Genomic DNA, 18,087 nt, shown 5'->3' on the forward strand with positions numbered 1-18,087 from the left:
CGCGGCGTGTCTACCCCACGGTCCGATCCCGACGCCAGCACCCAGCCGCGCGCGGGCATCCCGCCCGGGACGGCGAAGATCATCGCACGGCCTCCCGGACCGTCGCGGCGTGCGACGTTGCGGGAGACGCGGCGAGGCGCGCGGCGCCCAGGATCCGCCCGTCCTCGGACTGGAGCAGCAGGGCCGCCGTCTCGCCCTCGGGACGCGCCGACGCGAAGGTCGCGGCGGAGCCGGACCAGCGCCCGAGGTCGCGCACCGACCGGACGATGTTGGCCTGCTCGATGGTGCGCCCGGCATTCTCGCCGCGCAGCACGCGGGTGGTGTGGCTCGGATCGTACCCGATCAGGAGGACGCGGCCCGCGGCGCCGCCGGCCCCGGCACCGATCTGCGCGACGACCTGCTCGCCGTCGCGGGCCAGCGTCACGGGAATGCCGGGCCCGGCCTGCCGGGCGCGCGCGATCGCGGCGCGCAGGCCGGCCTCGTCGGAGCCGACCAGCCCGACCTGCCCGTCGATCACCGCCTGCGGCGTGTAGGTGGGTCCGCCGAGACGGGCCGCGTAGGCCTCCTGGCGGGCGGCGGCGGCCGGCAGGGCGTAGCGATCGCGCCAGTCGAGATGGTTCCAGTAGGTGACGTGGAACGCGAGCGGCAGGACATCGCCCTGCGCCCCCGCCGGCTCGCGGGCGAGGCGGCCGATCAGCGCCTCCGCGGGCGGGCAGGAGGAGCAGCTCTGCGAGGTGAACAGCTCGACGACGACGGGGCGCTCCGCCGCGTCGGCCGGGTAGAGGCTGCCGCACAGCAGGGCGGCGGCGATCAAGAGGGCAGGGCGCATGGCCGGAACTCCCGCACGCCGGCGGTTCGGACCCGGCGTACCGGCTCCTTCGGCGGCGGCGCGGCGGCGGTTACACCGGCGGCGCGAGCTCGAAGGCGTCGACGTCGCGCAGCAGGGCGACGAAGGCCCGGGCGCCGTGGTCGAGCGCCGCGCGGCCCGCCTCGGCCGTGCCGAGCCGCGCGTCGCCCATGGCGCCCGAAGCCTGGAGATCGCCGGCCTTCCACGCGAAGGCGGCGGGGCGGCCGGCGCGCAGGTGGGTGAAGTCGCGGATCATCGACAGCGTGCGCGGCGGGAAATCCGCGACCCGGTCCGTCCGGACGAGGTCCGGCCGCAGGGCCAGCATCAGCGCCGTCTCGATGCCGCCGGCGTGGATGCCGTGGGCGATCTCGTCCGCCGGGAACAGACCCTCGGGATAGCCGAGCCGCGCCCAGGATGTCGTGACCGCGACCATGCCGAACCGGGCGCGCAGCTCACCCGCCACGAGATCGATGAGCGCGCTGTTGCCGCCGTGGCTCGTGACGATCACCAGCTTGCGGCAGCCGGCGCGGTGGACGGCCGCGCCGATGCCCGTCCAGGCGGACAGCGCCGTTCCGGTCTCCAGGGAGAGCGTGCCGGGAAACGCGTCGTGCTCGTCGGACTTGCCCACCGGCTGGACCGGCAGCAGCAGCACGTCGAGATCCGCCGGCACGCCGTCGCGCACCCGGGCGAGGTAGCCCTCGGCGATCACGGTGTCGGTCGCGAGGGGGAGGTGGGGACCGTGCTGCTCGACGGCGGCCACCGGCAGGACGGCGATCGCGCGACCTATGTCCCGTTGGGTGAAGTCTTCGGTGGTCAGCTCGGACCAGAACTGCGCCGTCATCTCTGCCGCGGCCTCCGCCCGCCCCGCATGCGGCGGGTCCGGAAGGCGATCTAGCCGGCAGGCCGGCGCCGAGTCGACCGTCGCGCCGGCGATCCTTCCTCAGGCAACCGGTCCCGCGCCGGCCCGGATCGCGTCAGGCGAACAGCGCGTCGATGTCGTCCTGGGAAGGCGTGGCGTCCACGGCCTGCGGGCCGTTCAGCATGAGGTCCTCGGCCCGGGTCCGCCGGGCACGCTCGGCGGGATCCATGGAGGCCGCGTCGCGGGCCTTCACGGCGCCGACGAAGCGGGCGAGGCGCTGCTCGAACAGGCGCAGCGATTCGACCACCTTGGCGATCCGCTGGCCGGTGATGTCCTGGAACGCGCAGGCCTCGAAGATCGTGTTGATGCGCTCCTCGACCGCGTCGCGGTAGCCCGGCCCGTCGGGCAGGCCGAGCATCGCCTCGGCGGCCTCCATGATGGTGTTGGTGGCGCCGGCGGTCGCCTCCACGACGCTGCCGAGCTCCTCGTGCGCCATGGGGATCCGGTCGCGACTCATCTCGTTCGCGCGCAGCGCCCCGATCTCCTCGCGGAGATGGGCGATGTAATCCGCGATCTCGATCAGCTCGGAGATCACGGTCTGCGGCTCGCGAAGCCGCAGATCGGTCTGCCGTGCGGCGGCTGACGACATGCTCTCCTCCTCGGATCTGTGGCCGTCCTCGCCGGCCGCGCCACGACTCGGCGTCCGGCGGCGCGGGAGCGATCCGTCCGGACGCGCGGTGGTCGAAGACGGGAGGCCGGTCAGCTGCCGCAGACCGCCTCGATCTTCGACTTCAGCGTGGCCGCGTTGAAGGGCTTGACGATGTAGTTGTTCACGCCGGCCTTCTTGGCCGCGATCACGTTCTCGGTCTTCGATTCGGCCGTCACCATGATGAACGGCGTCGTCCGAAGATTTTCGTCGGCGCGCACGTGACGCAGCAGCTCGTAGCCGGTCATCGGCTCCATGTTCCAGTCGGAGATAACCAGCCCGTACTTGCGACCTTTCAGTCGTGCGAGCGCCTCGGTCCCGTCGGAAGCGTCGTCGACCTCCTCGAAGCCGAGCTGCTTCAGTAGATTGCGAATAATGCGGACCATCGTCTGGTAATCGTCGACAACGAGGATCGGCATGCTCAGGTCGAGAGCCATCGAACAACTGCTCCGTATTGCCCGGCGGGAAGCCGCGGCGGCTCCCGGATAGATTAACGCTTCGCTAACGCTGCAATTTAGCTGCGCTGCACAGCATTTCAAATAGGGCATGCGCATTGCGAAGCCGTTAATCGGCGCGGGCGGCGCATGGCCGCCCGCGCGGCGTCGCCTCGCTTGACCCTCCGGGCGCCTTTCGGCAGGGTCCGGCCGCGTCGGGCCCCTCGCGGACATGTCAGGCGACCCTATCCGACCCTTCCGAGCACTCGACCCGAACCGATGGCCACAGGCGACGACACGGCCGCGCGACCCTTCACGATCTGCCGCGCCGACGCCCCCGTCCCGCCGGCCCTGGCCGGGGCCGTGGCGGCGATCGGCAACTTCGACGGCGTCCATCTCGGGCACCGGATGCTCGTCGACAGCGTGCGCGCCGCCGCCCGCGCGGCCGGCCGGCCGTCCGCGATCCTGACCTTCGAGCCGCACCCGCGGGCCTACTTCACGCCGGACGCGCCGATGTTCCGGCTGACCGGCCTCGCCGCCAAGGAGATCGTGTTCGCGCATCTCGGCCTCGACGGGCTGATCGTGCGCCGCTTCGACGGGGCTCTGGCGGAGACCGGCGCCCGCGCCTTCGTGCTCGACTTCCTGAAGCGGTCGCTGGGCCTGTCCGGCGTGGTCGTCGGACACGATTTCCACTTCGGCCGCGGCCGCGAGGGCACGCCCGCGATCCTGGCCGACCTCTGCCGGGAGGCGGGGATGAGCTGCCGCATCGTGGCGCCGGTCGCCCTCGGCGGCGAGACCGAGCCGGTCTCCTCCAGCGCGATCCGCGCGGCCCTCGCGGCCGGCGACGTCGCCCGCGCCAACGCGCTGCTCGGCTACCGCTGGTTCGTCCTCGGCGCGGTCCGCCACGGCGACAAGCGCGGCCGCCAGCTGGGTTTCCCCACCGCCAACGTGATGCTGCCCGATTGCGGGCTCGCGCACGGCATCTACGCGGTGCGGGTCCGCCTGGCCTCGGGCGCGTTCCGCGACGGCGTGGCGAGCTACGGCCGCCGCCCGACCTTCGACGACGGCGCACCGTTGCTGGAGACCTACCTGTTCGACTTCTCCGGCGATCTCTACGGGCAGGACATCGCCGTGGAGTTCGTCGGGTACATCCGCGGCGAGGAGCGGTTCGCCAGCGCCGAGGCGCTGGTCGAGCGGATGCATGTCGACGCGGCCGCGGCCCGGACCATGCTGGCGCGGGATGAGACCCCGTCGATGCTGACCTGAGCCCCGCGGGCATCGCGGCGCGCGCGGATCGTGTAGAAGGCACCATCGAGCAGGAGGCGGACGTGCTGGGTCGTTACGAGCGCGCGAACAACGGCGAGGCGGTCGTCGAGTACGGCGACGGCACCATGCGGGTGGTCAAGCCCGGCAGCTTCGTGCGCTGCGCGGTGACCGGCGAGCCGATCCCGCTGGACGCCCTGCGCTACTGGAGCGCCGCCCGCCAGGAGGCCTACGTCTCCCCCGAGGCGATCCTCAGGCGGCTCAAGGAAACCGGCCGCCCCTGACGGTCACGGCGCGCCGAGCGCGCCGCGGATCTGCCGGCGCAGGGCGGCCGCGTCGTCGAGCGCGAGGCGGACGCGCAGCACCCGCACGCCTGCCGCGAAAGCCGGCGGCAGGCGTACCGCGTCCTTCTCGGTGGTGACGAGCGCGGCGTCGAGGCGCCGGGCCGCCTCGGAAAGCGCCGCCAGCTCGCGCGCCCGGTAAGGATGATGGTCGGGGTAGGGGCGCGTCCCGACGATCACCGCCCCCGCCTCGGCCAGGGTCGCGAAGAACTTCTCCGGGCGGCCGATCCCCGCGAAGGCGAGGCAACGGCGGCCGGCCAGATCGTCCGTCTCCGGGACGAGGCGCGCCCTGTGGACCGGCAGGCCGCGCCGCGCGGCCGCCCGGGCGACCGCGGCGCCCCCGGCCCCGTCGCCGATCACGATCAGGCCGCCGACATGCGGCCATTGCCGGGCGAGCGGCGCGCGCAGCGGCCCCGCCGGGAACGGCAAGCCGTTGCCGAGACCGGCGGGACCGTCGACCACCGCGAGGCTGAGGTCCTTCGCGAGGCTCGGGTTCTGCAAGCCGTCATCCATCACGACGACGTCGGCGCCGAGGCTCCGGCACAGGGCGGCCCCGGCCGGGCGGTCGCGGGCGACGATCGCGGGCGCGAGGCGGGCGAGGAGCAGCGGCTCGTCGCCGACATCGGCGGCGGCGTGGTGCGCGGGATCGACCCGCACCGGACCCGCGAGCCGGCCGCCGTAGCCGCGCGACAGGAAGGCCGGCGCGGCGCCGAGTTCGGCGACGAGGCCCGCGACCGCCAGGGCGGCCGGCGTCTTGCCGGCACCGCCGAGGGTGAAGTTGCCCAGGCACAGGACCGGACAGCCGGCCCGCGCGCCGGGGCGATCCATCCGCCGCGCCACGAGCGCCCCGTAGGCCGCGCCGACCGGCGCCAGGACGCGCGCGGCCGGATGATCCGGCCCCGCGGCCCAGAAGGCCGGCGGTCGCATCAGGCCCGCGCGAGCGGGCGCGCGGGGCTGCCGCGATCGAGGCGCTGGAGCTTCATCTGCGCCACGAACGGGTCGAGGACCGCGAGCGTGCGCGCCACCGCCCCCTCGAACGGCTCCAGGGCACGCTGCCCGGCGCGGGCCATGTCGGCGAGGCGCTCCCGGTCGCCGAGGAGCTCGGCGGCGACCGCCGCCAGCTCGACGCCGTCGCGCACCGGCATGGCGCCGCCGGCGCGGTCGAGGGCGTGGTAGATCACGCCGAAATTCTCGGTGTGCGGCCCGTGAAGCACCGCCGAGTCGAGCCGCAGTGGCTCGATCGGGTTCTGGCCGCCCCGCGGAACCAGGGAGCCGCCGAGGAACACCAGGGGGCTGAGGCGGTAGAACAAGCCCAGCTCGCCGATCGTGTCGGCGACGTAGACCTCGGTCGAGGGATGGGGCCGCCCGCCGGTGGACCGCAGCGCGCTGCGCAGGCCGACGGCGTTCGCGCAGGCGACGGCCTCGCCCCCCCGGGCCGGGTGACGCGGGGCGATGATGGTCAGGAGCTGGGGGAACTGCGCCTTGAGCATCGCGTGCGCGTAGGCGACCATGGCCTCCTCGCCGGAATGCGTGCTTGCCGCGACCCAGACCGGCCGGCCGGCCACCATGGATCCCAGATAGGCGAGCTGCTGCGCGTCGGCCGGCGGCACCGAGGCGTCGAATTTCAGGTTGCCGGCGATGCTCACCCGCGGCGCGCCGAGCTTGGCGAAGCGCTCGCCGTCCTCCTGGGTCTGCGTGAGGCAGATCGCGATCCGCGCCAGGAGCGCCTTCGCGGTGCGCGGGCAGCGCTCCCAGCCCCGGAACGAGCGCTCCGACATGCGCCCGTTGACCAGGATCAGCGGGATCTCGCGCTCGTCGAGCGCCAGGATCGTGTTCGGCCAGATCTCCGACTCGGCGATCACCGCGAGGTCCGGCTGCCAGTGGGCGAGGAACCGTCCGACCCAGCGCGGCGCGTCCAGGGGCATGTACTGATGCACCGCGCCCGGAGGCAGCCGGACGCCGACCAGCTCGGCGGCCGCGCGCGTGCCGGTGGTGACGAGGACCGAGAAGCCGCGGGCGATCATGCCCTCGACGAGCCCGATCAGCGACAGGGCTTCGCCGACGCTGGCGCCGTGCATCCAGGCGAGCGGCCCGACCGGCCGGGCCCGGCCCGGCAGGCCCCGCCGCTCCGGGAGCCGGCGCGGATCCTCCTTGCCGCGCTGCGCGCGCCACGCGAGCAGGCCCGTCAGCGCCGGCTCGCCGATGCGCAGGCCGGCTCGGTAGGCCTGTAGCGGCAGGGTCACGGAGGGGCGCCTCACGCGAGGTCTCCCACCGGCGCCTGGCCGATCTCGGGGACCTGGTCGCGGTAGAGCGCCGCCCGGTCGGAGCGCCCGACGAGCGCGTAGGCACGGGCGTGGACCCGGTTCATCTCGGCCTCGACGAAGCGGCGGAGCGTCTCGAATGCCTCGCCCTCGCAGTCCCGCGGGACGTAGATCGGGTCGCCCAGCACGATCGCGCCGCGGCCGAAGGGCAGCCCGAGGCAGGCCCGGTCCCACGAATTGAAGCGCAGGTGCCGGCTCGTCACCACGGCCGCCGGGACGATCGGCCGGCCGGAGAAGCGCGCGAGGGTGAGAATTCCGGCATCGCACCGGCGGGAAACCTTCGGCACGTCGGCGCTGAAGGCCACGGATTCGCCGGCCTTCAGCGCCCGCAGCATCGCCCGCAAGCCCTCCGCGCCGCCCTTGGCGCGCTGATCGGTGGCGCGGCCGCGGCCGCGGGCGCCGGAGGCGCGCATCACGCGGACGCCGAAGCGCTCCAGCGCGATGGTGTTGATGTTCCCGTCCGGGTTCCGCGAGATGATCGTCGCCACGCGGTCGCCCGGTCGGCGCAGGAGCGGCATCATGATGTGCTGGCCGTGCCACATGCCGAGGATCAGCGGCGTGCGCGCGTCGATCCACCCGTCCGCCGCGCCCGCGGACGCCTCGCCCGCGTGGATCTCGAAGCGATTGGTGAGGCGCACGAGCCGCAGATAGGCCGCCGCGAGACGGCCGAGGAGGCGCTGCACAGGGGGCTTACGGAGGAGACGCTTACCGAGGCTCATGTCACGCTTGGGGCGGGCCGGCGTGCCGCCGCCCGATCAGGTCCGGATCGAATTCGACCGCGCATGGTCTAGCTCCCGCTCCGGAGACGAGACAATCGGCCTCGTCCACAACCACACGGTTAGGCCGCCGGGATCGGCGGGCGTTCCGACGCCGCGGATGCTCCCGCGGCGCGGCGAAAACACGGCAGCGGGCCTTGTTTAGATCAATTCCAGACTATAGATTGGAATGGATCCAAAGAAGGAGATTCGCATGGCCGCCGCCCTCGACAGCGCCGCCGACCTGCACGCCGAGGCGCGCCGCGCCTTCGTGCTGCGCTACGTGCAGCCCGGCCTCGCCGGCCTGATCGACGGCTCGGTCTCGACCCTCGCGCCGATCTTCGCGGCGGCCTTCGCCACCGGTCACAACGGCGCGACCTTCCTGGTGGGGCTCGCGGCCTCGGTCGGGGCCGGCATCAGCATGGGGTTCACCGAGGCCCTGTCGGACGACGGCGCCGTCACCGGCCGCGGCGATCCGTGGCTGCGCGGCCTAGTCTGCGGGGCGATGACCACGCTGGGCGGCCTCGGCCACACGCTGCCCTACGCGATCCCCGACACGCTGCCGGCCGGCTGGCCGAACCCGTTCGTCCTGGCCACGAGCCTCGCGGTTCTGGTGGTGATCGTGGAACTCGCGGTCATCGCGGCGATCCGCACGCGCTTCATGGCGACGCCGTTCTGGCGCGCGGCCCTGCAGATCATGCTCGGCGGCGCGCTGGTGCTGGTGGTCGGGATGCTGATCGGAAGCGCTTGACGGGACGCGCCGCGCCCGCGATGCGGGGCGCCTTTCCCCGTGTCGAGGGTGACCACCGGCGTTGACCTTCCGCCTCGCCCATCTCAGCGATCCGCATGTCGGGCCCCTCGGGCCGGTGCGCCTCCGCCAGCTCCTCGGCAAGCGCGCCACCGGCTACGCCAACTGGCGGCGGGGGCGCTCGCGCAGCCACGATATGACCGTGCTGGAGGCCCTGGTCACCGATCTGAAGGCGCAGGAGGCCGCGCACGTCGCCTGCACGGGCGACCTGTGCAACATCGGCCTGCCCAGCGAGTGGGAGACCGCCCGCACCTTCCTGGAAGCCCTCGGATCCCCCGAAGCGGTGAGCTTCGTGCCGGGCAACCACGACGCCTATGTCCGCGGCTCCCTGGAAGGCCTGCTCGCCGCCTGCGGCCGATACACGGGGGACGATTCGGGCTCCTGGGGCCACTTCCCGTACCTGCGGCGCCGCGGCCCGCTGGCCCTGGTCGGCCTGTCCAGCGCGATCCCGACGAAGCCCTTCGTGGCGACCGGCCGCCTCGGCGCGGCGCAGCTCGCCGCGGCCGAGACCCTGCTCCGCGCCCTGGCCACCGAGCCCGGTCGGCCGTTCCGTGTGGTGATGATCCACCATCCGCCGCAGCCCGGCGGCGCCTCACCGGGGCGCGAGCTCAAGGACGCGGCGGCGTTCACCGCGATGATCGGGCGAGCCGGCGCGGACCTGATCCTGCACGGTCACAATCACGTCACCAGCACCGCCCGGATCGCGGGGCCGGACGGGCGGACCGTCCCGGTCATCGGAGCTCCCTCCGCCTCGGCGCGCGCGGACGGTCATGGCGCGATCGCGTCGCGCCGGGCCTCCTACCTGCTGTTCGAGATCGGCCGGGCGGACCAGGGGTTCTCGGTCACGGCCCGTCGGCGGGGCCTCGACGCGTCGGGCACCGTGGGCGATCTCGGCACGCTCGACCTCGGCGCGCCGGGCGGAGCCTGAGGGCGTGAGCCGGCACGGCCGTCGTGACGGCGGCGCCGGCCCAATGATCGGCAACGATGCGGTTCAGATGCCGGCGACCGCGAGGTCGGCGCGCTGCTGTCGGCTGAGACTTGCTTCGTAGCGCTCGGCCTGGAGGCGGGTGAGACCGCATATCAACGCGAGTGTCCCGCGATACACGGTATAGGTGCCGTCGTGAGTCGGCCTGACGCGAATCACCTCTGCCATGGGAGCCTGCCTTATGCTGGAGGTTGCCTGCTTTTGTCTGAGGAAATCGTCCCTTCTCGCTGGATTGGCCGGTCGAACGCGCGAACGAGGGCGAGGTTATCAGTCGTTCCAAAGGTGGCAAGGGTCGTATACGTCGAAATGCTTAGGTCCTTCTGCTGCAATGCGGCAAAGCCTTGGCCGGCCTCGCGATCCGCGGGTGCGCAAAAAAGCGGCCGCCGTCTTGCATTTTGAATATGCTGCGCGGGCTGGCCGGGAGCCGCCCGGGCGGTGCGAATCGTAGGATGGATCCCGCCCGTCCGGGCGCGAAAGGACACCCCATGCAGCTCTGGCGTCTGACGGCGACCGACCTCGCGGCCCTGATCCGCTCCGGCCAGGTCTCGGCCCGGGAGGTGGCGCGGGACGCCCTCGACCGGCTCGACGCGGTCAACGGGCGGATCAACGCCGTGGTCGAGCACCGGCCCGAGGACGTGCTGGCGCAGGCGGACGCGGTGGACGCCGCCCGGGCGCGCGGCGAGGCCCCCGGTCCGCTGGCGGGCGTGCCGGTCACCGTCAAGGTCAACGCCGACCAGCGCGGCTTCGCGACGACGAACGGCCTGCGCCTCCAGCGCGATCTCGTGGCCACGGACGACAATCCCGTCGTCGCCAACCTGCGCCGGGCCGGCGCCGTGCTGCTCGGGCGGACCAACACCCCGGCCTTCTCGCTGCGCTGGTTCACCACGAACCAGCTCCACGGCGACACCAAGAATCCCCGCGACCCGGCGCTGACGCCCGGCGGCTCCTCCGGGGGCGCCGGCGCCGCGGTGGCGGCCGGGATCGGGGCGATCGCGCACGGCACCGACATCGCCGGCTCGGTGCGCTACCCGGCCTATGCCTGCGGGGTGCACGGGCTGCGCCCGAGCCTAGGCCGGATCCCGGCCTGGAACGCGTCCTCGCCCGAGCGCGGCATCGGTCCCCAGCTGATGGCGGTCTCCGGCCCGCTCGCCCGCAGCATCGCCGACGTGCGCCTCGGCCTCGAGGTCATGGCGGCGCCCGACCCGCGCGACCCGTGGTGGGTGCCGGCACCGCTCGAGGGACCGCCCGTCGCGCGCGAGGTCGCGCTCTGCGTGCGGCCCGGGGGGCTCGCCACCGCACCGGAGGTCGAGGCCGCCCTGCGCGAGGCCGCGCGGCGCCTGAGCGAGGCCGGGTGGGCGGTCACGGAGATCGCCGACACCCCGCCGATCCGGGAGGCGTGCGAGCTGCAGCTCCAGCTCTGGCTCGGCGACGGCTACGCGGCGGTCCGGGCCGCGGCCGAGCGGGAGGGGGATCCGGCGGCGATCGGCCTCTTGGAGAGCTTCCGGCCGCGGGCCGAGGCGATGGCGCCCGACGCCATCGCGCGGGCGCTGACGCGGCGCGCGACGCTGGCGCGGGACTGGGCGCTGTTCCTGGCCGAGAACCCCGTGCTGCTGGTCCCGGTCTCGGGGGAGTTGCCCTTCCCGGACGGGCTCGACCGCACCGGCGATGCCGGGATCGCCCGGGCCTTCGAGGCGAACCTGCTGCAGGTCGGGCTGGCGCCGATCGGCGTCCCGGCGCTCACGGTGACGACGGGCCTCGTCGGGCGGACACCCGTCGGCGTGCAGCTGGTCGCCGCCCGCTACCGGGAAGACCTCTGCCTCGCGGCCGGCGCGGCGATCGAGGCCGGCGGCGTGCCGGAGATGCCGGTCGACTCGGCCTGAGGCGCAACCGCGTCCGCCGGAACCGAACCGTCGCCGCCGCGCCTTCTGCAACCATTGGTTGCAGAAGGCGCGGCATGTCGATGATCGCCACCGGCGGGTGCCTCGGAAGGACCCTGCTCTGTCTCCTGACCGCGTCGTCGGGACCGCTCCTCGCCCTGGCGGGCTTCTTCGGCGGCGGCACGGCCGGGGGCCTGCTGGGCGCACTGGCGGTCGCGGCCCTCGGCCGGGGTCGCGCCTGATCGCGGTGCGGCCGGCCTCAGGGCCGGCCGGCGGCGCCGAGGTTGGCGAGCAGGGCCGCGAAGAGCCGGGCCCGCTGCGGCAGGGTCTCGATCAGCACGTGCTCCTCCAGGGTGTGGTAGCCCTGGCCCAGCGGTCCGAGCCCGTCGAGGGTCGGGACGCCGTTGGCGCCGGTGAAGTTGCCGTCCGAGCCGCCGCCGGCGCTGCGATGGGGCAGGGGCTGGCCGAGCGCCTCGCTCAGCGCACGCGCCTGCTCGTAGAGCGCCATGCAGCCGGCATCCGGCTCCCAGACCGGCCGGGTCACGCCGCGGGTCACGGTGAAGCGGACGCCGTCCTCCTCGCCCGACAGGGCCAGCATCCGCTCGACGCCGCGGTCGAGGTCGGCCTGGCGCTTGGCCATGCTGAGCGCCTGCCCGCGGCAGACGGTGGGAACGCAGTTCACCCACTGCCCGCCCGAGACGATCCCGGTCGAGACGGTGCAGTCGGCATCCGACAGCGCGTCGATGGCGAGGATCTTCCGCGCCATCGCGCGGATCGCCGAGCGCCCCTCGTGAGGCGAGGCGCCGGCGTGGCTCGGGCGGCCCAGGGCCTCGAGGTCGAAGCGGGCGATGGCGTAGCGGCCGGTGACGACCCCGTTCTCGGGCTGGCCGGGTTCGGGCACCAGCACGACGGCGTGGCGGGCGGCCTCCGCCTCGATCAGGTCGCGGGTGGAGGGGCTGCCGACCTCCTCGTCGCCGGTGAACAGGACGGTCACCGGCAGCGGCGTCTCGATCCCGGCCGCCGCCAGGGCGCGGATCGCCGCGAGCGCGATGACGTTGCCGCCCTTCATGTCGAGGATGCCGGGACCGTAGGCGCGGTCGCCCTCGATCCGCCACGGCAGGCTGCCGAGGGTGCCGACCGGATGCACCGTGTCGAGGTGGCCGAGCACCAGGATGCCGGGCGCGTCGCGCTCCCGGTGCGGGAACCGGGCGCGGACGCAGTCGCTCAGGCCCATGCGGCCCGGGATCGTCTCGACGGTCGCCCCGAGAAGCGCGAGGTCGCGGGCGGCGACGCCCATCATGCGATTGACCGCCGCCGCGTCGTGGGTGGGGCTCTCGCACAGCACCCAGGGCTGCAGGGTCGCGAGGATCTCGCGCGCGTCGAAGGACAGGTCCGGGATCATCGGGCGTTCTCCTCGGCGAACGGATCGGCGACGCGCGGCCAGTAGAGGCCGGACCGCTTGGTGTAGGGGATCGCGCCGTAATCCGGCGGGACGGCGCCGGGCGCCGCGACGTAGCGGACCTCGCTCGCGATCGGCGCGAAGGCGGCGTAGAAGTGCTGCATCGACTTCACCACGACGATCCGCTTGTCGTCGAGGCTCAGGCCGAGGCCCGTGAACGCGTCGGGCGCGAAGGCCTGCTGGCGCTTGTGGGTCAGCACCACGTGGATCCCGTCCGCCTCCACCCAGGCCGCGGGGCCGAGTTGGGCCCGGCCGCCGCTGAGGCCGGTCTGGCTGTGGTCGTCCGACAGGCCGCGGACCGTGACGCGCAGGTCCACCGGGTTCCCGGAGGTCACGCCGCACTTGCCGCCGATCCGGAGGGTGAAGGTCGCCCCGAGGCCGGCCTCGTGGCAGATGCCGACCGCGCCGGGATCCCAGATCAGGCCGAGCGCCACGTCCGCGATGCCCCGCTCGGCGAGGCGGGCGAGGATCGCGGTGTTGTCGGAGGGTGCGCCCGCGCCGGCATTGTCGGCGAAGTCGGCGAGCACCATCGGGCGCGGGTCGCCGGAGGCGAGCGCCCGGTCGATGGCCGCGTCGATCGTGTCGCAGTGGCTCGCCGCCTCCTCGCGCATCGCCCAGACGGCGCCGGCCAGCTCGTCGGCCAGCGCCTGCGCCCTGGCGGCATCGCCGTCGGCCACGACCAGCATCTTGGCGCCGACGTCGGCCACGTCGCCCCAGGGGAAGCCGTGCCCGAAGGAGACCGACAGGATGCCGTCGCGCCCCTCCAGCGCCTCCATGCGGCGAACGAAGCCCGCGACCGGCTCGCGACTGGTGCGCCACATGTTGACGATCCGGCAGTCGGCGTAGGCCATCACCGGCCGGATCTCCTTCGCCACGGTCCGGACGACCAGGGGGTACAGGTCGCGGGCGCGGTCGACGATGTCGGTGTGGGGGTATTCCTTGTAGATCACGATGACGTCTGCGCTGGCCCGCATCGTCTCGGTGAGGTGGCAGTGGAGGTCGAGCTCGACGCCGATCGTGGCCTCCGGCCCCACGATGGCGCGGACCCGCTCCAGGGTGTCGCCCTCGCAGTCGTCGTACCCCTCGGCCACCATGGCCCCGTGCATGAACAGCAGCACCGCGTCGACCGGCATCGCGGCCTCCAGATCCGCCAGCAGGGCGTCGCGCAGCTCCTCGTAGACGGCGCGCAGGGTGATCCCGCCGGGCTGCGCGAAGGTCGAGAGGCTCTCGACGACGGTGTGCCCGTCCGCCTCGGCCAGCGCGCGCCAGGCCTTGAGGCCGATATTGCTGAGGCTCGGCGTGTTCCGGCTGCCGTCCCGGCGGGCGTAGTCGGCGTGGAACGCCGACCGTCCGGTGGGCAGCGGCGCGAAGGTGTTGGTCTCGGTGGCGAGGCCGGCGATGAAGATCTTCAAGGTCCTGTCCCAATCCGTCCCGGCCGCCGGGTCAGGCGGGGCTCGGGGTCAGCGTGATGACCGTCTCGGTCGCCGCGTCCACGGCCGCGCGGCCGTAGAGCATCGGCACGTAGTCCTGGCGCCCCCAGACCGGGGCCAGGTCGGCGTAGTGCGGACTGCCCGGGTCCCCCGACTGGCCCGGCACGTTGATGAAGACCGAGCGGTCCCAGTCCCCCACGTCCACGACCATGCGGAACGAGGCGCCGTGGGTGAGCCGGAACGTGTCGGTCCGGTACTCCGCGTGCATGACCGATGCCGCGGCACCGCCCACGGGCAGCGGGCCGACGTCCCAGCCGGATCCGGGCGCCAGGGCCGTCAGCGGGTGCGCGAACAGCGCGTGGTGCAGGCGGCCCCAGGACCAGCCCGCCGCATCGGCGCCCATCCGCTCCCGGCAGGTGCGAAGGCCGGCGCCGAGGGCGTCGGTGAGCAGGGACGCGCGGGTCGCCGGGTCGAGACCGGTCTCCAGCCGCTCGATCAGGCTCTGCGTGTCGCCGGGCGGGAGGAGGCGGCGTGTCCCGGCATCGGGCACGAGCGCCGCGACCAGGGCCGGGCGGAGGTGCCGCACCCAGACCACCTCGATGAGGGCGGCCGCCGCGGAGCCGTGGTGCAGCGCGCCGTCGAACGCGGCCAGCAGGGCCTGGGCCGCGGCGGCGTCGGGATCGTCCGCCGCCGGCAGGGCGCGCATCAGGTCGGCCAGCCGCCGGGCCGGCTCGGAGACCACGTCGCCCTGGAGCGCCCGCGAATCCGCGAGGCTGTGCCGGTCCTGCCCGCCGAGGACCGCCCGGATGCGGCGGGCGCGCCAGGGCTCGGCCCACTCGAACCCGACCCTCCGGTCCTCCGCGGGATAGTCCGGCGGCAGGTTCATCTCGTTGGCGGTGGCGAGCCAGCCCGCTTCCGGATCGACGCTTCGAGGCAGGGCGGCGGGATCGTGGAAGCCGGCCCAGTCGTAGCGGCCGTCGCCCGGCGCCGGCAGCAACCCGTCGTGGCCGGGCCGCACCGGCGCCTTGCCGGCCATGAACCACGCGATCCGCCCCGACGCGTCGGCGTAGAGCTGGTTCACCGAGGGCGCCGACCAGTGGCGCAGGGCCTCGCCGAAGCCCTCGGGCGTCGTGGCGCCGAGATAGGCGAGGCTGCCGAGATAGGCGGCAGCGCCGGGCTCCGACCAGACGGTCCGCAGCGCGAAGGCGCGGCCCCTCTCCTCGCGGAGGACCGGCCCGTGCCGGGTGAAGCCGAGGATCACGGTCTCGTCCGGGCCGCCGCGCACCGGGATCCGCTCGGCGACGCGCGCGATCCGCTCCCAGCCGTCGCCGGAGCGGTAGCGGTCGGGATCGGCCGAGTCGGTCGCGCAGACGAACAGGTCCTCCTGATCGATCGGCGCGATCGTGAGGCTGAAGGCGGCGTGGCCGTTATGACCGATGGAGATGCCGGGCAGGGCCGGCTCGCCGGCCCCGATGACGTCGAGCCCCGGCGCGGTCAGGTGGACGGCGTAGCGCAGCGAGGGCTGCAGGTAGACCCGGTGCGGGTCGCTCGCGAGGATCGGCCGGCCGGTAGCGGTGCGGGACGGCCCGACCACCCAGTTGTTCGATCCCTCGGCCGGCTCCTTCGCCGCGCCGCGGGGGCCGCGCGTGACGGTTCCGTGCGCGTCCACCTTCGACCAGTCCCAGGCCTCGGCGCGCGTCGCCGCCATCCGGTCCGGGTCGAACCCCACCGTCGCCGTGGCCAGCCTGAAGGCGTCGAGGAGGTCGTCCGGCCAGTCGACGGCGTCGAGCCCGTCCGGGACGAAAGGCTCGTGCGGCGGGCTGATCCGCTTGCGCAGGTCGTCGACGGCGAGCCCGTCCGCCGGGCTCCGGCCCCGGGCGAGCACCCGCGCGCGGGCGACCTCGGAGAGGACGTTGCGGATCAGCGCGTGGCTGCGGATGCGCACCACGTCTTCCGGCTGCCACGGGGCCGGGCGCGTGTCCGTCACGGCGAATTCCGGCGGGCGCAGGTCGGGCCGCGACTCGGTGAGGGCGACGTAGGCGTTGATCCCCGCCACGAAGGCGGTGACGATCGCCCGCGTGTCCTGCGGCCCGTAGGCCGCCCACTCGGCCGCCATGTCGCCGCGGTAGAGGAACAGCCGGGCGGCCCGGTCCTGGGCGAGGTAGCCGGGTCCGAAATCCGCCGCCAGCAGGCCGAGGCCGCGCTTGCGCCAGAGGTCGAGCTGCCAGAGCCGGTCCCGGGCGGCGTTGAACCCCTGCGCGCGGAACGCGTCGAGCGCGGTGCCGGCGCGGATATGCGCCAGCCCCCAGCGGTCGACGCGGATCTCCGCCGGCCCGTCGAGGCCGGGGAGGGCGTAGGCCGTCCCGCTCACAGAGCCACTTCGATGAGGTGCGGCCCCTTGCTGGCCAGCGCGTTCTGGAACGCCTCGATGAAGTCCGGCAGGGTCTCGACCCGCCGCCCCGCGACGCCGAAGCCGCGGGCGAGGCTCACCCAGTCGATGGCCGGATCGTCGAGGCTGAGCATGCCCAGCGCCTTCGGACCGGGATTGAGCGCGCCGACATTGGTGAGCTCCGCCCGCAGGATCGCGTAGGAGCGGTTCGACCAGACGAGCGTCACCACGTCGAGGTGCTCGCGGGCCTGGGTCCAGAGCGCCTGCACCGTGTAGAGCCCGCTGCCGTCGGCCTGCAGGTTGATGACCTTGCGGTCGGGGCAGGCCACCGCGGCGCCGGTCGCCATCGGGATGCCCAGCCCGATCGAGCCGCCGCTGAGCTGGAGCCAGGTGTGGGGCGCGGCATCCCGGGTCAGGGCGAAGAAGTTGCGGCCCGTGGTGATCGACTCGTCGCAGATCACCGCGCCCTCGGGGATCAGCGCGCCGAGCACCTGCCCGATCGTGTCCTGGTCGAGGGGACCGGAGGTCGGGAGCTTCGGCCGCGGCCCGACGGCGACCGGCTCGGCCGGCGGGGCCGCGACGGCCTCGGCGAGCCGCTCGAGGGCGTCGATCTGGTCCTCCTCGGGCGTGGCCAGCGTGATCGTGGTGCTGCCCTCCGGCGCCAGGAGGCTCGGCTTGCCCGGGTAGGCGAAGAAGCCCACCGGCGGCGTCGCGCCGATCAGGATGATGTGGCGGAAGCCCTTCAGGGCGTCGATGCCCTGGTCGATCGGGTAGGGGAGGCGCTCGATCGGCACGGTGCCGGCGCCGCGATCGATCCGGGCGTTGGAGGTCATCGCCATCAGCCGGGCGCCGGTCTTGCGGGCGATCCGATCGGCGATGACCCGGCCCTCGCCCCGCACGGCCCGGTCGCCGAGATGCAGGAGCACCGGCTCGCCGCTCTGGAGAGCCTTCACGGCCGCCGCGATTGCGTCGTCGCCGGCCCGCGCCCGCTCGTGGATCGGCGGCACCGGCGCGGGGCCGGCGCCGGGATCCCAGGCGGTGTTGGCCGGCAGGATCAGGGTCGCGACCTGTCCCGGGGCGGTCCGGGCTGCCGCGATGGCGGCGGCGCCGTCGGAGCCGATCTCGGTCGCGCTCATGCCGGTCCGCACCCAGGAGGACATCGGATGGGCCAGCCCCTCGATGTCCGAGGTGAGCGGCGCGTTGTACTCGCGGTGGTAGGTGGCGTGCTCACCGACGATGTTGACGACGGGGGTGCGCGCCTTCTTGGCGTTGTGGAGGTTGGCCAGCCCGTTGGCGAGCCCGGGCCCGAGATGGAGCAGGGTCGAGGCCGGCTTGTCGGCCATACGGGCGTACCCGTCGGCGGCGCCGGTCGCCCCGCCCTCGAACAGGAACAGGACGCAGCGCATGCCCTCGACCCGGTCGAGGGCGGCGACGAAGTGCATCTCGGAGGTGCCGGGATTGGTGAAGCAGACCTCGACCCCGCCCTCCACGAGGGTCCGGACCAAGCTCTCGGCCCCGTTCATGGCGCGCGGCGTCTCGTCGGTCACGGGCGTCTCCTTCGGGGGCCGGCCGTCCGGGCTGGCGACTCGCATTTTTTATTATCGTGGCGCAGC

17 protein-coding genes and 1 pseudogene are annotated in these 18,087 nt (G+C 74.0%); 6 read left to right on the plus strand and 12 right to left on the minus strand.

The features are described from left to right. Window positions 1–79 precede the first annotated feature (79 nt). The 4 genes from H288_RS0116520 to H288_RS0116535 all read right to left on the minus strand — a co-directional run bounded on the left by H288_RS0116520 (window position 80) and on the right by H288_RS0116535 (window position 2,849). A complete protein-coding gene (locus H288_RS0116520) occupies window positions 80–829 on the minus strand; it encodes a DUF1223 domain-containing protein (protein WP_020093691.1) in 750 nt (249 codons plus the stop codon). Between the two features lie 70 nt (window positions 830–899). Continuing rightward, complete coding sequence (locus tag H288_RS0116525; RefSeq protein WP_020093692.1) at window positions 900–1,688, minus strand: creatininase family protein; 789 nt, start codon at window positions 1,686–1,688, stop codon at window positions 900–902. A gap of 133 nt (window positions 1,689–1,821) precedes the next feature. Then, window positions 1,822–2,355: a protein phosphatase CheZ gene (locus tag H288_RS0116530; protein WP_020093693.1), complete on the minus strand. Its 534-nt coding sequence runs from the start codon at window positions 2,353–2,355 to the stop codon at window positions 1,822–1,824. A 110-nt stretch (window positions 2,356–2,465) separates the two neighbouring features. Then, on the minus strand, window positions 2,466–2,849 hold the full coding sequence (locus H288_RS0116535) for a response regulator (protein WP_012317888.1): 384 nt from the start codon (window positions 2,847–2,849) through the stop codon (window positions 2,466–2,468). A gap of 276 nt (window positions 2,850–3,125) precedes the next feature. Between H288_RS0116535 and H288_RS0116540 the strand changes: the two genes are divergently transcribed. Both H288_RS0116540 and H288_RS0116545 read left to right on the plus strand, forming a co-directional pair. Further along, window positions 3,126–4,112 (plus strand): bifunctional riboflavin kinase/FAD synthetase, encoded by a 987-nt coding sequence (locus H288_RS0116540; protein ID WP_020093694.1) that lies wholly within the window; start codon window positions 3,126–3,128, stop codon window positions 4,110–4,112. A 62-nt stretch (window positions 4,113–4,174) separates the two neighbouring features. After that, window positions 4,175–4,393, plus strand: a complete 219-nt coding sequence (locus H288_RS0116545; RefSeq protein ID WP_020093695.1) for a DUF2093 domain-containing protein — start codon at window positions 4,175–4,177, stop codon at window positions 4,391–4,393. A 3-nt stretch (window positions 4,394–4,396) separates the two neighbouring features. Here the strand turns inward: H288_RS0116545 and lpxK are convergent, their stop codons facing one another. From lpxK to H288_RS0116560, 3 genes are read right to left on the minus strand one after another with little or no spacing between them, the layout of a single operon-like run. Next, window positions 4,397–5,377: a tetraacyldisaccharide 4'-kinase gene (lpxK, locus tag H288_RS0116550; protein ID WP_020093696.1), complete on the minus strand. Its 981-nt coding sequence runs from the start codon at window positions 5,375–5,377 to the stop codon at window positions 4,397–4,399. Continuing rightward, window positions 5,377–6,708 (minus strand): 3-deoxy-D-manno-octulosonic acid transferase, encoded by a 1,332-nt coding sequence (locus tag H288_RS0116555; RefSeq protein WP_026605012.1) that lies wholly within the window; start codon window positions 6,706–6,708, stop codon window positions 5,377–5,379. The genes lpxK and H288_RS0116555 overlap by 1 nt, the downstream gene beginning before the upstream one ends. Continuing rightward, window positions 6,705–7,490: a lysophospholipid acyltransferase family protein gene (locus H288_RS0116560; RefSeq protein WP_026605013.1), complete on the minus strand. Its 786-nt coding sequence runs from the start codon at window positions 7,488–7,490 to the stop codon at window positions 6,705–6,707. The genes H288_RS0116555 and H288_RS0116560 overlap by 4 nt, the downstream gene beginning before the upstream one ends. A 295-nt stretch (window positions 7,491–7,785) precedes the next feature. Here H288_RS0116560 and H288_RS0116565 point away from each other — a divergent pair. Both H288_RS0116565 and H288_RS0116570 read left to right on the plus strand, forming a co-directional pair. Further along, a pseudogene (locus H288_RS0116565) lies at window positions 7,786–8,277 on the plus strand (VIT1/CCC1 transporter family protein); the annotation flags it as partial. Window positions 8,278–8,338: 61 nt separating this feature from the next. Continuing rightward, entirely contained in the window at window positions 8,339–9,262 is a 924-nt protein-coding gene (locus H288_RS0116570) for a metallophosphoesterase (RefSeq protein WP_020093700.1), read from the plus strand. Between the two features lie 63 nt (window positions 9,263–9,325). Here the strand turns inward: H288_RS0116570 and H288_RS35660 are convergent, their stop codons facing one another. Beyond that, window positions 9,326–9,487, minus strand: a complete 162-nt coding sequence (locus H288_RS35660) for a hypothetical protein (protein ID WP_012317896.1) — start codon at window positions 9,485–9,487, stop codon at window positions 9,326–9,328. A 317-nt stretch (window positions 9,488–9,804) separates the two neighbouring features. On the opposite strand from H288_RS35660, the gene H288_RS0116580 reads away from it, so the two are divergent. Continuing rightward, window positions 9,805–11,199, plus strand: a complete 1,395-nt coding sequence (locus H288_RS0116580; protein WP_020093701.1) for an amidase family protein — start codon at window positions 9,805–9,807, stop codon at window positions 11,197–11,199. Window positions 11,200–11,273: 74 nt separating this feature from the next. Next, window positions 11,274–11,438 carry a hypothetical protein gene (locus H288_RS35665; protein ID WP_020093702.1) on the plus strand — a complete coding sequence of 55 codons (165 nt, stop codon included), beginning with the start codon at window positions 11,274–11,276 and terminating at the stop codon, window positions 11,436–11,438. 17 nt (window positions 11,439–11,455) lie between these two features. Here the strand turns inward: H288_RS35665 and H288_RS0116590 are convergent, their stop codons facing one another. The 4 genes from H288_RS0116590 to H288_RS0116605 are packed head-to-tail and all read right to left on the minus strand — an operon-like array spanning window position 11,456 to window position 17,997. Next, window positions 11,456–12,598, minus strand: a complete 1,143-nt coding sequence (locus H288_RS0116590) for a M20/M25/M40 family metallo-hydrolase (protein WP_020093703.1) — start codon at window positions 12,596–12,598, stop codon at window positions 11,456–11,458. Beyond that, the gene (locus H288_RS0116595; RefSeq protein WP_020093704.1) at window positions 12,595–14,067 is read right to left on the minus strand and encodes a M81 family metallopeptidase; all 1,473 of its coding nucleotides are present in this window, start codon (window positions 14,065–14,067) and stop codon (window positions 12,595–12,597) included. Before H288_RS0116595 ends, H288_RS0116590 begins: the two co-directional genes overlap by 4 nt. 31 nt (window positions 14,068–14,098) lie before the next feature. Further along, on the minus strand, window positions 14,099–16,456 hold the full coding sequence (locus tag H288_RS0116600; protein ID WP_020093705.1) for a penicillin acylase family protein: 2,358 nt from the start codon (window positions 16,454–16,456) through the stop codon (window positions 14,099–14,101). Next, complete coding sequence (locus H288_RS0116605) at window positions 16,453–17,997, minus strand: acetolactate synthase large subunit (RefSeq protein ID WP_026605014.1); 1,545 nt, start codon at window positions 17,995–17,997, stop codon at window positions 16,453–16,455. Before H288_RS0116605 ends, H288_RS0116600 begins: the two co-directional genes overlap by 4 nt. Between the last annotated feature and the right edge of the window lie 90 nt (window positions 17,998–18,087).

Source organism: Methylobacterium sp. 285MFTsu5.1, assembly GCF_000383455.1.
GTDB lineage: Bacteria > Pseudomonadota > Alphaproteobacteria > Rhizobiales > Beijerinckiaceae > Methylobacterium.